Source organism: Vulcanococcus sp. (assembly GCF_044369115.1).
Lineage (GTDB): Bacteria > Cyanobacteriota > Cyanobacteriia > PCC-6307 > Cyanobiaceae > Vulcanococcus.
The window spans coordinates 1-12,110 of sequence record NZ_JBIPMN010000075.1; the positions used below are offsets into that span (position 1 = coordinate 1).

Genomic DNA, 12,110 nt, shown 5'->3' on the forward strand with positions numbered 1-12,110 from the left:
GCATCGGCTTTGAGGAGCCGATGAGCCTCAGCTCCATCGCTCGCGAATTGGAGATGAGCCGTGACCGCGCCAGGAGCCTGGAGCGCCGGGCCCACGACGAGATGCGCCGGCTCTCGCAGCAGATGGGCGCCTACCTGGCGGCCTGAGCCTTAAAAGAACTGATCGAAGTTGTCGAAGTCCACGGCGCTGAAGGTGCCGTTCTCCACCTGCAGCATCAGCCGCTCCAGCTGGACCCACAGAGCCCCGGCTGTGGCCAGCGACAACAGCAGCGCCACCAGCAACGCTGCACCGGCCGCAAAGCCGAACACCTGCAGGCTGCCACCGATGAACAGGGTGATTCCCAGCACGATGCCGGTGTAGCTGAGATTGGTCTCGAAGCAGCCCAGGGGCAGCAGCGCCAGGCGGTCTTGCTTCCAGCCGTTCAACTTGTCTTGCACCAAGCGGGCGAAGGTGAGGCCGCAGAGCACGCCCATCGCCAGGCCTACACCCGCCAGCACGTAAGGCGGCTGGAGGTAGGGAGCGAACTCGAGCAGGATCTCCTGGGCATCCAGGTCGCCGTAGTCGCCGCTGGCCAGGTCCTGGGCGGCTTCGCTCAGGTTGATCGGGGCCAGAGACATCGCGGTGCATTCAGGTGGCGCCGACCCTAAGCGGCCAGGGGATTGAGGCGGGTGAACAGCTGATCGCGGAGGCGACGCACCAGGCGTTGGGGAGCGAAGGTGCGACCCAGCAGCTCCAGCAGACCGCGCAGATCCTCGGTATTGAGGCGGTCGTCGCGCACCAACGTGAGCAGCAAGCGTTCGCGGATGCTGCGGCCTTCCTGCCCCAGGAGCAGCTTCAGCCCGGCGCCGGCCACCGGCAGCAGTTCGGCCCCCACGGCGCTTTCATCGTTCTCCACTACAGCAAGCAGGCTCTCCAGCCGCTGCAGCTGCAGGCGGCCTTGGCTATCGAACAGCACCTCCAGCAGCTTCTCGCGCATTTCGGCGGTGTCGCCCGCCAGCAGGCGCTTGGCCACATAGGGATAGGCCACGCGGATGATGCGGAAGCCGGGATCGAGCCGTAGGGCCAGGCCCTCCTGGCTCACCACCGCCCGAATGATCAGGGCGAAACGAGCCGGCACGCGGAAGGGATAGGCATACATCAGCTCCGAGAAGCGATCGGTGATCGCCTTGAAGTTGAAGGAACCCACGTTGTCGCCCAGGGCACCGCCGAGCACTTCTTCCAATGCGGGCACGATCGGAGTGAGATCGGTGTTGGGGTTGAGGAAGCCCAGATCCACGAAATCCTTGGCCAGTGAGGCGAAGTCGCGATTGATCAGGTGCACAACGGCCCCGGTGAGGGTGAGCCGGTCGCTGTCGCTGATCGAATCCATCATTCCGAAGTCCACATAGGCCAGATGGCCCAGGGCGCCGGTTTTGCCTGGCAGGGCAAAGAGATTCCCGGGGTGGGGATCGGCATGGAAGTAGCCGAACTCCAGCAATTGCTGCAGGCCTGAAATCACGCCGGTGCGGATCAGTGAGGCCGGATCGAGGCGCTGGGCTTCCAGCTCCTGGCGCTGCTGCAGCTTGGTGCCGTTGATCCAGGTGGTGGTGATCACCCGCTGAGCCGACAGGCTGCGGTCAACCCGCGGCACGATCACCGCCGGGTTGCTGGCAAACAGGCGCCCGAAGCGTTCTGCGTTGTCGGCTTCCCGCCGATAGTCGATCTCTTCAAAGAGCGAGCGGCCGAATTCGTCGATGATTTCGCCGAGGCCGAAGCCCAGGTTGAGCGGCAGCAGCGGTGCGGCGACCACCCCCATCAGCCGGATCAGCACCATGTCGCGGCGCAATTGCTGGGTGAGCCGCGGGCGCTGCACCTTCACCGCCACCCATGAGCCCCCCACGGGTTTGGCCCGGTACACCTGGCCGAGGCTGGCGGCGGCCACCGGGTGGTCGGGGAATTCCTCAAACAGTTGCTCCACCGGAGCACCGAGCTCCTCCTCGATCGTCTGCAGAGCAATGGCGTGGGGGAAGGCAGGCAGGTTGTCCTGCAGCTTCGTGAGTTCATCCAGCCAATCGCGCCGCACCAGATCAGGCCGGGTGGAGAGGGCCTGGCCGAGCTTGATGAAGCAGGGCCCCAGGTTGGTGAGCGTGGTGAAGATCCGCTTGCCCAGCCGCTGCTGCACCTTCGGGTCGCGGCTGCCGCTCTGCACCGCCAACACCAACGCCAGCCCCAGCAGCTGGCTGAGCAGCACCACCAGCCGGCTGATCAAGAGCCACGGGCGAAGCAGCAGCCAGCGCAGATCAGCCCCCGGGTCGTAGCGATGGGCGGGGCTGCTCAACACAGGTGGCGCGTCATGAGATCGGCAAACTCTAAGAAGATCGCCTGAGGGGCCATGGCTCTGTTGGAGCGCCTGCTGGCCGTTCCCCCGCCGTTGCCCCTGCACCTTCCGGCCCATGGCCGCGGCCGCGCCCTGGCACCCGGGCTGCGCCGCCTTTTGCAGCAGTCGCCTGGCCGCTGGGATCTACCGGAATTGCCAGAGATCGGTGGCCCGCTCGAGGCCGAGGGGGCCGTGGCCGAAGCGCAGGCGGCGGCCGCGGATCTGCTGGGGGCGCAGCGCTGCTGGTTCGGCGTCAATGGTGCCAGCGGTCTGCTGCAGGTGGGCTTGCTGGCCTTGGCGCAACCCGGCGATCGGGTGCTCTTGCCCCGCAACCTGCACCGCTCGCTCTTGCATGGCTGCCTGCTGGGCCAGTTGCGCCCGGTGCTGTTCGATCTGCCGTTCGATCCGGCGACAGGGCTGTGGTTGCCTCCCACACCGGCGAGCTTCGAGAAGCACCTCCGTATGGCTCTGGCGGCAGGGCCGCTGGCGGCGGTGGTGCTGGTGTCGCCCAGCTATCAGGGGCTGGCTGCTGAACTGCCAGTCCTGGTGGCCCTGGCCCATCAACACGGGCTGCCGGTGCTGCTCGATGAAGCCCATGGCGCTCATCTAGGCCTGGATCCCCGCCTGCCGCCATCGGGTTTGGCCAGTGGTGCCGATCTGGTGGTGCAGTCGTTGCAGAAGGCGGCGGGCGGGCTTGCCCAGAGCGCCGTGCTGCTGCAAGGGGCTGGGGTGGATGAGCACCGCAGCCAGGCCATTGAGCGGGCGCTGCTCTGGCTGCAGACCTCCAGCCCCAGTGCCCTGCTGCTTGCCTCGGCGGAGGCCTCGCTCGCCCACCTGCATGGCGCCGCTGGTCGTCGTCAGTTGAGCCGGGCCGTCACGATCGGCTTGGAGTTGCGTGAGCGGTTGGAGCGGATCGGCGTGCCCCTACTGGCCACCGCTGATCCCCTGCGCCTGTGCATTCACACCGCCGCTATGGGGATCAATGGCTTGGAGGCCGACGCCTGGCTGATGGAGCGGGGCGTGATCGCGGAGCTGCCGGAGCCTGGCTGCCTCACGGCTTGCCTGGGGCTGGCGCCACCGCGGCGGGTGCTGCAGCTCTTGCCTCGGCGCCTGGATCAGTTGCGGCGGGCGCTGGGGGGCGATCCCATGGCTTTGTTTTCAGCGCCCCCCATCCCGCCTTTGGCTGAGCCTGCTCTGCCGCTCGACAAGGCCTGGCGAGCAGCGCAGGAGCGCCTGCCCCTTGCAGAGGCCAGCGGGCGCCTCGCCGCCGAACCGCTCTGCCCCTATCCCCCTGGGATCCCCCTGCTGATTCCCGGTGAGCGCATCGATGCCGATCGTGCGGCGTGGCTGGTGCAGCAACAACGGCTGTGGCCCGGCCAGATCGCTGATACGGTGAGCGTTGTGGCCGATTGAGAGCCGATGGGAGCCCCAGGCGATGGCCCCTTCCAGTGGGACTTCGTGACGCCTGGGCTGCCCGATGCCGCCTTCGCTGATGCACCGGGCTTCAGCCCCACACCGCTGGAGCTGCGGGTGATGCTGTTGGCCCACCTGCGGCCCCGGTCGGATTCGCTGGTGTGGGATGTGGGAGGCGGCACTGGCGCCCTCGCCCTGGAAATTGCCCGGCTGATGCCCTCCGGGCAGGTGCACACGCTCGAGCGCGATCCGGAAGCGATCGAGTTGCTCAAGCGCAACGTCCAGCGCTTCGGCGCCGCCAACCTGCACATCCATGCCGGAGATGCTCCCGAAGGGCTGGCCCAGCTGCCGCCCCATCCCGATCGCGTGCTCCTGGAGGTGGGGCGGCCCCTTCGGCAGGTGCTCGATCTCGTGTGGGAAGCCCTGGTGCCGGCGGGGCGCTTGGTGATCAGCACTGCCAGCCTCGAGGGGTTGGTGGATGCCACCGACACCCTCAGCCGCCTGGAGGCCAGGGATCTTCAGGTGGTGCAGGCCACGGTGCATCGCATGCAGCGCCGCGGCAGCCAGGCCAGGCTGGCGGCGGCCGAACCGCTGTTCCTGATCGCCGCTGAACGCCCTTGATTCCGTCTCCCCGCACGCGCACCTCGTCCCAGCGTTTGCTCAGCGGTTACGCCGTTGGGGCGTTTGGGTTTGTGGTGGTGGTGCTGGGGGGCTGGTGGTTCACTCTGGCGCTGGGTGTGATGGTGCACCTGGGGCTGCTGGAGTATTTCCGGCTGGCGCGCTTCAAGGGCATCCGCCCCGCCAGCAAAACCACCCTGGTGCTGGTGCAGTTGCTGTTGATCACCACTCAATGGGCCCATGGCGGCGATGCTCAGGCCCTCGGTTTTTCGGCTGATCTGGCAGCGGCTGTGCTGCCGCTCTCCGGTGCTGCGATCTGCGGCTGGCTGCTGCTGCAGCCGCTCACCGGCAGCATCGCCGATATCGCCTCGTCGATCTTTGCCTTGTTTTATCTGGGCTTTCTGCCCAGTTACTGGATCCGCCTGCGCGATCTCACCGATCCCGCCCTGGCGCCCCGCTTGAGTGGTCTCACCGAGGCCTGGCCCCACCTCAGCTCCGGCATGGTGCTGATGCTGATGGCCTGCTTCCTGATCGTTGCCACTGACATCGGCTCCTACGTGATCGGCCGCCGTTATGGCCGCCGGCCCCTGTCACCGATCTCGCCTGGCAAAACGATCGAGGGAGCCTTGGGAGGTGTGGGGTGTGCGGCCTTGCTGGGCGGGACCTTCGCCGAAGTGCTCGGCTGGAACTGGGGCTGGGCCGTGGGTGCGCTGTTGGGGGTTGTGGTGGCGCTGTTCGCCCTGGTGGGCGACCTCACCGAATCGATGATGAAACGCGATGCCGGGGTGAAGGATTCCGGGGATCTGCTGCCCGGTCACGGCGGGATCCTCGATCGGATCGACAGCTACCTGTTCACCCCGGCGGTGTTTTTCACGGTGGTCACCCTCCTGCTGCCCCTGATTCGCTGAGCGCAGATCAGGGCGACACCCGTGCCCGGCCCTGCAGCTGCAGAAGACCCCCTTCGAGGTTGGCTTCCTCGATCGTGATGTTGGGATCGGCCGGCAGGGCCACGCAGGGGCTGCCTTCGTCGCCGCAGAGCTCCAGATGGCCATCCACGGCGCGGGGGATGGTTTCGCAGCGATGCTCCTGGGATTGCAGCACCAGCCTGTCGCGCTCGATGCTCACGCTCTGCAGCGGGGTGAGGCCCAGCAGGCCATCTACCAGCTGGTCGCCCAACGGCCGCCAGTGCGGCGTGCAGAGGGAGCGGCCCAGCCCACCGGCCGAGAAGGCCACGGTGCCCTCGATGCTGAAGGGGTGATCGAGCTGCACCGCCCGGCCCCGCAGCAGATTGCCCACCTGGATCTCGATCGCGTCGCTGCGCAGCTCCACGCGCTCGATCTCGAGCGAGCTGAACACCACGCGGCGAGCTACCAGGCTCACCCCATCCAAACGGCCGCGCAGCAGTCCCAGGCTGGAGCCATGCAGCTGCAGCTCCAGGTTCTCCACCGCCTCGCACTGTTGGCGAATCCAAAACTGCAGGCCGCTGGCCAGCAGTTGCAGCACGGGGCTGGAGCGTTGGGTCAGCGCGTCGTCAGCCATGCCAGATGCGAGCCACGGTGGCGGGCTGGTCGATGTGGGGCAGATGCCCGCAACACTCCAGCTCGGTGATGCGTTCTCCTAACAGAGCCTGGGCGGCGCGTTTCTGAGGCGCCCGCAGGATGCGGTCGTTCTGGCCCCAGAGCACCTGCAGCGGTTGAGCGGGCAAGGGATCGCCGCAGCCCGCGAAGCCTCCGCTGCGGGCGAAGGCCCCCAGTGCTCCGGCCCAGTTGGGGCAGGCCAGGTGCAGCGAGGCGATTTCCAGTTCTGCCGGTCCTACATCCCGATCCGGCATGGCAAAGGCCGAGCGGCAGAGCCCGCGACGGATCGCCGGCAACCCGAGGAAACGGGCCCCTAGCTGATCGAGCAGTGGCGGCACCGGCATCGGTCGCCCGGTGAGACCCGCCGGTGCCAGAAGCAGCAAGCGCTCGATCTGGTCGGGGCAGCGGCGTGCCAGCTCCACGGCCACAGATCCGCCCATCGAAGCGCCGATCAAGCCCACCTGCTCAGCCCCGCTACGGCGGATCACCTGCTTCAGCACCTGCTCGAGGTGGTCGAGCACGGCCGCAGGCCCGTATGGGGCATCGAGCGGCCTTGGGCAGAAGCCAAAGCCGAACAGGTCCGGGATGAACAGTTGATGGGTTGGAGCCAGCAACGGTGCCAGCCGCCTGAATTCCAGATGGGAGCTGTCGAATCCATGCAGCGCCAGCACAGGCGGACCTTCGCCAACCACGGCCACGGGCCATGGGCCACCGGGGAGATCCGGCAGGGTCCACCACTGCACGGCGGCGGCCAGGGTGCGCCCATCGGGATCCAGCAGGCGATCAGCGGCCCGGGCCAGAAGCTCCTGGCCGGAGGAGGAAGGTGCTGGTGTCATCACAGATCAGGCCTGACTGGCCTGCAGCTGGGCTTCGCTGCTGGTGGTGGTGCTCACCAAGGCCGCGAGCACATCACTGGGCTGCACCGCAAAGGGAAGGTGGTGCAGATCCGACTCCGGCCGGCAGGCAAAGGCCGCCACCTCCTGCAGGGCGCTGAGGCTGGCCTGCTGGAGGCCGAGCTCGTCGAGGCTCACGGGCACTCCCAGCTCCTGGAAGAAGCGGAGCAATTGCCGCCGTGCCTGGCCGGCTAGCCGGTTGCCGCCGATCACTTCTTCAAGGCGCAACTGCACCAGGATGCCGAACCCCACTTTCTCGCCATGGAGATGACCGTGGCTCGCGTGGAGCTGGGTCAGGCCGTTGTGCACCGCATGGGCCGCCACGGTGCGGCAGCGGGCGCCGCCGATCCCTCCGATCAGCCCGGCCGTGAGGCCACAGGCCTCGGCCACCCGAGTCCACGCCTCACCACCGGGTTGGCTCATGGCGTCTTTGGCCTCCAGCAGCAGTTGATCGCGCAGCACCCGAGCCATCTGCACGGCCTGCTGCACCAGGCCATCACTGCTGGCACCGCTGCTCACGGAGGCTTCGTACCACTTGGCCATGGCATCAGCGATGCCGCTGGCCAGGGTGCGCGGCGGTGCCTGCCGCACCAGGGCATGGTCGAACACCAGCAGATCCGGACAACGATCCAGGGCCACGTCGCCTTCGAAGGCCCCCTCTGCTGAGTAGATGTTGGCGAGAGCAGTCCAGCCGGCGCAGGTGGCTGCGCTGGTGGGCACGGTGATGCAGGCCAGGCCGTGGCGGTGGGCCAGCAACTTGCCGGCATCAAGCACCTTGCCGCCGCCAGCGGCCACCACGGCATCACAACCACTGCTATTCATGATTTCACTGATCCGTGCCAAATCGCTCTCGCAGCAGTCGTGCTCGAGGTCGGCCCTGGTCACCGCCAGATGACGCCGACCGAGATCGGTGGCCAGCTGCTCCCGCACCGCTCGGGTCGTCTCGGAGCGGCCCAGCAGGAGTGGACGGCGGCTCAAGGTCTCCAGCGCGGGCAGCGCTTCCTGCCAGGCCCCTTCACCTCGCAGAACAACCGCTGGAGCGATTGCGTGTTGCTGCATGGTGATGCCCACGATCAGCCCGATTGCCAAGGATCCACTGTAGAAGTGACGAGGCAGCCGCTTCGCTGTCCCTGCGATCAGGCATGGCACCCCCTCTCCCTTCCGATCCGGGCCTGGCGGCTTTTGGCTCCAGCCTCACAGCCATCACCCTGGCGGAACTGGGCGACAAGACCTTCTTTATGGCCTTGATCCTGGCAGTGCGTTACAGCGCCCGCTTGGTGTTCATTGGCGCGTTCGCGGCTTTGGCGGCCGTCACCCTGTTATCGCTTGGGGTTGGCTACGGCCTGAGGGAGTTGTTGCCACAGAGCCTGGTGCCGTGGATCGCGGCGGTGCTGTTCCTCGGCTTTGGCCTGAAGCTTCTGGTGGATGCCCAGGGGCTTGATGCCGGCGCCGCCAAGGAGGAGGCCGAGGAGGCCGAGGAGGCGGTGAATGCTGCCGAGCAGGCCAAGAAGCAATCAGGCCCCTGGGCTGTGATCTGGGAAGCCTTTGCCTTGGTGTTTGTGGCGGAATTGGGGGATCGCACCCAGTTCGCCACGATCCTGCTGGCCACGGCCCCGGCGCAGGTGTTCAGTTTTGCGGGATTGCTGGCCGGCACGCTGGCGGGGCATGCCCTGGTCACCTGGTTGGCGGTGGGGGCTGGCAAGTGGATCGGCGGCCGCGTGAATGAACAATTGCTCTATCGCCTCAGTGGGGGCTTGTTCGTGGCGTTTGGTCTGGTGTCGTTGTTGCAGGCGCTTGGTTCGGTGGCCGGCCGCTGATGCTTCGGCTTTCCCTCTGCCTGCGGGGCCGGTTTGGCGTCAGATTGAGTGCAGTGGCGTGAGCAGCTGATGGCGAGGCGGGGATGGCGCACGCGACTGGCCGATACCCTCATGCGCTGGGGCGCTGCGCTCAGGCCGCCGCAGCCGCTGCCGCCGGCACCGGCCCGCATCAGCCTGCCTCCCGAACCGCGGCAGCCCGCTCAGATGAGCCAGTTGCCGGGAGTGCGACCACCGCTGTCGATTGAAAAGGCGGTTCGCAATCGCGACCTCACGGTGCTGAAGCGCGAAGCCTGTGACGCCCTCGCTGCCTTGGCAGCCGCCCATGCTCTTGTGACCTCCGCGCGGCTTGGTCAGATCCAGAACCTGCGCACCGATCTGGAGCGGGGCGAGCTGGAAGAACAAGACCTGGCCGATCTGGCAGGCGATTACCAGGCCTGGCAGAACGATCAGGTGCGTTTGTTCGATGCCCTGGCGTTGGTGCTGGGCATGGCCGTTCCTGAAGGACGCGCCTTTGATCAAATCGATGAGGAGATGGTTGAGGCGGCCGAGGCCCATCTCAATGCCCTGGCGGCCGAATACCAGCGCCGCCTGCTCAGCGATCAGTTCGAAGCTGGCCAGAAGGAGGGCTGAGCAGCGATGGCGCGTTTTCTCACCGTGCTCAAACCCCGCTCAGCCACCACGCCAGCTGCCTTGATCGATGCGCTCGAACCCTTGCTGCAGGGCCTCCAGGCCGAGGTTGACCACCGCACCACGGCCCACTTGAGCGCGCTGCTGCGCGGCGGACAGGAACAGCTGCGGATGCAGTTGTTTGCCGATGTGCAGTCGAAGGCGGAGGGCCCTGTGCTGGAGCTGGTGTTGATGAGCCGGGAGCCCATGGGGCAGGGAGCTCAGCAGACCCGGGTGGTGTTTGCCCAGATGTTGCAGCTGGCGGCCATGGCGCTCCCGGATCTGGAGCTGAGCTTTCGCTCGGATCGTGATGGAGCGCTTCCCGCCTGAACCCCGGCCCGTATGGTGACCCTTGATTGTTTGCATTCAGTCAGGGAGTTCTCCGATGGGCATCCGCGTCGGTATTAACGGCTTCGGCCGGATCGGTCGTCTGGCCTTCCGCCGTGCCGTGAGCCTTCCGGATGTGGAGGTCGTGGGCATCAACGATCTGATTGATGTGGAGTATCTCTCCTACATGCTCCGCTACGACTCCACCCATGGGCGCTTCCAGGGTGATGTGCGTGTGGAGAACGGCCAGCTGGTGGTGAATGGCAAGGCCATTCGCATCACCGCTGAGCGCGATCCCAACAACCTCAACTGGGGAGCCGTGGGTGCCGATTATGTGCTCGAGAGCACCGGCTTCTTCCTCACCGATGACGCAGCCCGCGCCCACATCAACGCTGGCGCCAAGCGCGTGGTGATGAGCGCCCCATCCAAAGACGACACCCCCATCTTTGTGATGGGCGTGAACCACAAGAGCTACGCCGGCCAGGAGATCGTCTCCAACGCCAGCTGCACCACCAACTGCCTGGCCCCGATGGCCAAGGTGCTGCACGACAACTTCGGCATCGTGAATGGTCTGATGACCACCGTGCATGCCACCACCGCCACGCAGAAAACGGTCGATGGCCCCTCGGTGAAGGATTGGCGCGGCGGCCGCGGCGCAGGCCAGAACATCATCCCCAGCTCCACCGGTGCCGCTAAGGCCGTGGGCCGGGTGATCCCTGAGCTCAACGGCAAGCTCACCGGCATGGCCTTCCGCGTGCCCACGCCCGATGTGTCGGTGGTGGACCTCACCGTGAACCTGGCCAAGTCCGCCACCTATGAGCAGGTGAAGGCCGCCATGAAGGCTGCCTCGGAAGGGGAGCTGGCCGGAATACTCGGCTACACCGAAGACGATGTGGTCTCCAACGACTTCCTCGGGGAGAGCTGCACCTCCGTGTTCGATGCCGGGGCCGGTATCGCCCTCACCGACACCTTCATGAAGCTTGTGTCCTGGTACGACAACGAGTGGGGCTACAGCTGCAAGTGCATCGATCTGATGCGTCACATGGCCACGGTGGCCTGAGCCAGTAGCCAGGCCCAGAGGGGCACGCTGATCAGCGAGAGCAGCGTGCTCCACAGCACCAGTTGCGCAGCCGGGAGAGACTCCCGGCTTTTTGGTGGGCTGGCTTCGGCCAGCAACAGCACCGACATCGCCGTGGGTGCTGCGGCTTGCAGCACCAGGGCATCGCGCAGCAGTGGCGCCCAACCCAGCGATTGCGTGACCAGAAGCGTGAAAAGCGGAAGGCCCAACAACTTGATCAGCAGCGCGGGCCGCAGGCCTTTAGCTGCGATCCGCTGGCCAACCAGGAGGCCAAGCCGCATGCCCACCAACAACAACATCAGCCAAAGCACCAGCCGAGCCGGCCACCACAGCGCCGTGGCGATCGGCGTGCGCCACGGGGACAGCAGCAGCGGCAACGCCACCAGCAGGGCTTGAACCACCGGTGTTCGCAACAGCTGTTGCAGCAGCTGCAAGGGCCGTGCCCGCTCGCCGGTGAGCAGCAACGGGCCCAGGCTCCAGGTCACCAGGGTGCCCACGAGGTCGTAGGTGATGCTGAAGCTGAGGGCTTCCGGCGGCAGGAGTGCCAGCGCTTCTGGAAGGCCGAAATAGGCCGTGTTGCCCACCATGGCACCGAGTTGCAGGCTGCGCCGCGGCAGCAGGCGTTGGCTGTAGGCGCGTTGCGTGATCAGCAAGCCACCTCCTGTGAGCACCAGGCTGAACAGGGCCGCCTGCAGGTTGCCGCTGTGAACGCCTCCCTTGAGCAGTAGACCCACGAGGCTGATCGGAACCCCCCAGCGCAGCAGATGTACTGCCAGGCGCTGGGGTAGTTGAGGGCCACACGCGCCCCAATGCCATGCCGCACAGCAGACAAGGCGCCAGTTCGAGTAGGAGCTGCAGCATCCCTTCACCCTGCCAGCCGTTGCCGTCGGCCGCTGGCAGCGCTAACGCTGAAGCAGCTACGGGCGCTGCGATGGAGGATCAGCCGATCACCCCCCATGCCGTGCCGGTGTTCGACGCCGAAGGCAACCTCACCTACATCGGCGACGACGGGCGCCGCTACGTGGTGGGCCCGTTGCCGGCGCTGGATGAAGCGCAGGTGGATCAGGTGATGCAACGCCTGTTGGCTGGCCAGGGCCTGTTCTCGGAGCTCGAGAGCCTGGCCAGCCAGTGGCTGGATCAAGTGTGCGGGCCGGATCTGAGCCGCGGTGCGGCTCTAGCTCTGTTGCTGTCCAGCCTCGAGATGGCGCTTGATCCCGGCGAGGACGATGCCGAGGCTTGACCCGGTTCGGCGCTCTGGTAATTTTTGGAGCCGCTCGCGAGTCGAAAGACCTGCAGCGGCGAACCGAAGACCCGATCAATCGGTGTTGTAGGTTCAGTGAGCGGCTGAGACGCCGCTCTGAGCTG

General features: G+C 66.6%; 15 protein-coding genes. 9 read left to right on the forward strand and 6 right to left on the reverse strand.

Annotation, left to right across the window (positions count from 1 at the left end; genetic code table 11):
- Nucleotides 1–20: 20 nt before the first annotated feature.
- Nucleotides 21–146 (forward strand): hypothetical protein, encoded by a 126-nt coding sequence (locus tag ACIQ2E_RS07300; protein ID WP_398328318.1) that lies wholly within the window; start codon nucleotides 21–23, stop codon nucleotides 144–146.
- Between the two features lie 3 nt (nucleotides 147–149).
- Here ACIQ2E_RS07300 and ACIQ2E_RS07305 read toward each other — a convergent pair whose 3' ends face one another.
- Nucleotides 150–617, reverse strand: coding sequence for a hypothetical protein (locus ACIQ2E_RS07305; protein ID WP_296365052.1), 468 nt, complete (start codon nucleotides 615–617; stop codon nucleotides 150–152).
- A gap of 26 nt (nucleotides 618–643) precedes the next feature.
- Nucleotides 644–2,320, reverse strand: a complete 1,677-nt coding sequence (locus ACIQ2E_RS07310) for an ABC1 kinase family protein (RefSeq protein ID WP_398328287.1) — start codon at nucleotides 2,318–2,320, stop codon at nucleotides 644–646.
- A gap of 51 nt (nucleotides 2,321–2,371) precedes the next feature.
- Here ACIQ2E_RS07310 and ACIQ2E_RS07315 point away from each other — a divergent pair, with 51 nt between their 5' ends.
- Genes ACIQ2E_RS07315 through ACIQ2E_RS07325 form a run of 3 tightly spaced genes read left to right on the forward strand, consistent with a single transcriptional unit; the run spans nucleotide 2,372 to nucleotide 5,295 of the window.
- Nucleotides 2,372–3,769: an aminotransferase class I/II-fold pyridoxal phosphate-dependent enzyme gene (locus ACIQ2E_RS07315; protein ID WP_398328290.1), complete on the forward strand. Its 1,398-nt coding sequence runs from the start codon at nucleotides 2,372–2,374 to the stop codon at nucleotides 3,767–3,769.
- A 6-nt stretch (nucleotides 3,770–3,775) separates the two neighbouring features.
- Nucleotides 3,776–4,390, forward strand: coding sequence for a precorrin-6Y C5,15-methyltransferase subunit CbiT (gene cbiT, locus ACIQ2E_RS07320; RefSeq protein WP_398328293.1), 615 nt, complete (start codon nucleotides 3,776–3,778; stop codon nucleotides 4,388–4,390).
- Nucleotides 4,387–5,295 carry a phosphatidate cytidylyltransferase gene (locus ACIQ2E_RS07325; RefSeq protein ID WP_398328296.1) on the forward strand — a complete coding sequence of 303 codons (909 nt, stop codon included), beginning with the start codon at nucleotides 4,387–4,389 and terminating at the stop codon, nucleotides 5,293–5,295. The genes cbiT and ACIQ2E_RS07325 overlap by 4 nt, the downstream gene beginning before the upstream one ends.
- A 7-nt stretch (nucleotides 5,296–5,302) precedes the next feature.
- Here the strand turns inward: ACIQ2E_RS07325 and ACIQ2E_RS07330 are convergent, their stop codons facing one another.
- Genes ACIQ2E_RS07330 through ACIQ2E_RS07340 form a run of 3 tightly spaced genes read right to left on the reverse strand, consistent with a single transcriptional unit; the run spans nucleotide 5,303 to nucleotide 7,916 of the window.
- On the reverse strand, nucleotides 5,303–5,926 hold the full coding sequence (locus ACIQ2E_RS07330) for a DUF2993 domain-containing protein (RefSeq protein ID WP_398328299.1): 624 nt from the start codon (nucleotides 5,924–5,926) through the stop codon (nucleotides 5,303–5,305).
- The gene (locus ACIQ2E_RS07335) at nucleotides 5,919–6,800 is read right to left on the reverse strand and encodes an alpha/beta fold hydrolase (protein ID WP_398328302.1); all 882 of its coding nucleotides are present in this window, start codon (nucleotides 6,798–6,800) and stop codon (nucleotides 5,919–5,921) included. The genes ACIQ2E_RS07330 and ACIQ2E_RS07335 overlap by 8 nt, the downstream gene beginning before the upstream one ends.
- A gap of 6 nt (nucleotides 6,801–6,806) precedes the next feature.
- The gene (locus ACIQ2E_RS07340) at nucleotides 6,807–7,916 is read right to left on the reverse strand and encodes an iron-containing alcohol dehydrogenase family protein (RefSeq protein WP_398328321.1); all 1,110 of its coding nucleotides are present in this window, start codon (nucleotides 7,914–7,916) and stop codon (nucleotides 6,807–6,809) included.
- A gap of 83 nt (nucleotides 7,917–7,999) precedes the next feature.
- On the opposite strand from ACIQ2E_RS07340, the gene ACIQ2E_RS07345 reads away from it, so the two are divergent.
- From ACIQ2E_RS07345 to gap, 4 genes are all read left to right on the forward strand, one after another.
- On the forward strand, nucleotides 8,000–8,674 hold the full coding sequence (locus tag ACIQ2E_RS07345; RefSeq protein ID WP_398328305.1) for a TMEM165/GDT1 family protein: 675 nt from the start codon (nucleotides 8,000–8,002) through the stop codon (nucleotides 8,672–8,674).
- A gap of 69 nt (nucleotides 8,675–8,743) precedes the next feature.
- Entirely contained in the window at nucleotides 8,744–9,304 is a 561-nt protein-coding gene (locus tag ACIQ2E_RS07350) for a hypothetical protein (RefSeq protein ID WP_296442561.1), read from the forward strand.
- Nucleotides 9,305–9,310: 6 nt separating this feature from the next.
- Nucleotides 9,311–9,670, forward strand: coding sequence for a hypothetical protein (locus ACIQ2E_RS07355; RefSeq protein ID WP_398328309.1), 360 nt, complete (start codon nucleotides 9,311–9,313; stop codon nucleotides 9,668–9,670).
- 55 nt (nucleotides 9,671–9,725) lie between these two features.
- On the forward strand, nucleotides 9,726–10,727 hold the full coding sequence (gene gap, locus ACIQ2E_RS07360) for a type I glyceraldehyde-3-phosphate dehydrogenase (protein WP_398328312.1): 1,002 nt from the start codon (nucleotides 9,726–9,728) through the stop codon (nucleotides 10,725–10,727).
- On the opposite strand, the gene ACIQ2E_RS07365 is transcribed toward gap, so the two are convergent.
- Nucleotides 10,706–11,479 (reverse strand): malate transporter, encoded by a 774-nt coding sequence (locus tag ACIQ2E_RS07365; protein ID WP_398328315.1) that lies wholly within the window; start codon nucleotides 11,477–11,479, stop codon nucleotides 10,706–10,708. The genes gap and ACIQ2E_RS07365 overlap by 22 nt on opposite strands.
- A 197-nt stretch (nucleotides 11,480–11,676) precedes the next feature.
- Between ACIQ2E_RS07365 and ACIQ2E_RS07370 the strand changes: the two genes are divergently transcribed.
- Nucleotides 11,677–11,985 (forward strand): hypothetical protein, encoded by a 309-nt coding sequence (locus ACIQ2E_RS07370; RefSeq protein ID WP_010303520.1) that lies wholly within the window; start codon nucleotides 11,677–11,679, stop codon nucleotides 11,983–11,985.
- The last annotated feature ends 125 nt before the right edge of the window (nucleotides 11,986–12,110 follow it).

Bases quoted from the DNA above. Each gene is read 5' to 3' on its own strand.
- ACIQ2E_RS07300 (WP_398328318.1), top strand. From the start codon at position 21: ATGAGCCTCAGCTCCATCGCTCGCGAATTGGAGATGAGCCGTGACCGC.
- ACIQ2E_RS07305 (WP_296365052.1), bottom strand. From the start codon at position 617: ATGTCTCTGGCCCCGATCAACCTGAGCGAAGCCGCCCAGGACCTGGCC.
- ACIQ2E_RS07315 (WP_398328290.1), top strand. From the start codon at position 2,372: ATGGCTCTGTTGGAGCGCCTGCTGGCCGTTCCCCCGCCGTTGCCCCTG.
- cbiT (WP_398328293.1), top strand. From the start codon at position 3,776: ATGGGAGCCCCAGGCGATGGCCCCTTCCAGTGGGACTTCGTGACGCCT.
- ACIQ2E_RS07330 (WP_398328299.1), bottom strand. From the start codon at position 5,926: ATGGCTGACGACGCGCTGACCCAACGCTCCAGCCCCGTGCTGCAACTG.
- ACIQ2E_RS07335 (WP_398328302.1), bottom strand. From the start codon at position 6,800: ATGACACCAGCACCTTCCTCCTCCGGCCAGGAGCTTCTGGCCCGGGCC.
- ACIQ2E_RS07340 (WP_398328321.1), bottom strand. From the start codon at position 7,916: ATGCAGCAACACGCAATCGCTCCAGCGGTTGTTCTGCGAGGTGAAGGG.
- ACIQ2E_RS07345 (WP_398328305.1), top strand. From the start codon at position 8,000: ATGGCACCCCCTCTCCCTTCCGATCCGGGCCTGGCGGCTTTTGGCTCC.
- ACIQ2E_RS07350 (WP_296442561.1), top strand. From the start codon at position 8,744: ATGGCGAGGCGGGGATGGCGCACGCGACTGGCCGATACCCTCATGCGC.
- ACIQ2E_RS07355 (WP_398328309.1), top strand. From the start codon at position 9,311: ATGGCGCGTTTTCTCACCGTGCTCAAACCCCGCTCAGCCACCACGCCA.
- gap (WP_398328312.1), top strand. From the start codon at position 9,726: ATGGGCATCCGCGTCGGTATTAACGGCTTCGGCCGGATCGGTCGTCTG.
- ACIQ2E_RS07370 (WP_010303520.1), top strand. From the start codon at position 11,677: ATGGAGGATCAGCCGATCACCCCCCATGCCGTGCCGGTGTTCGACGCC.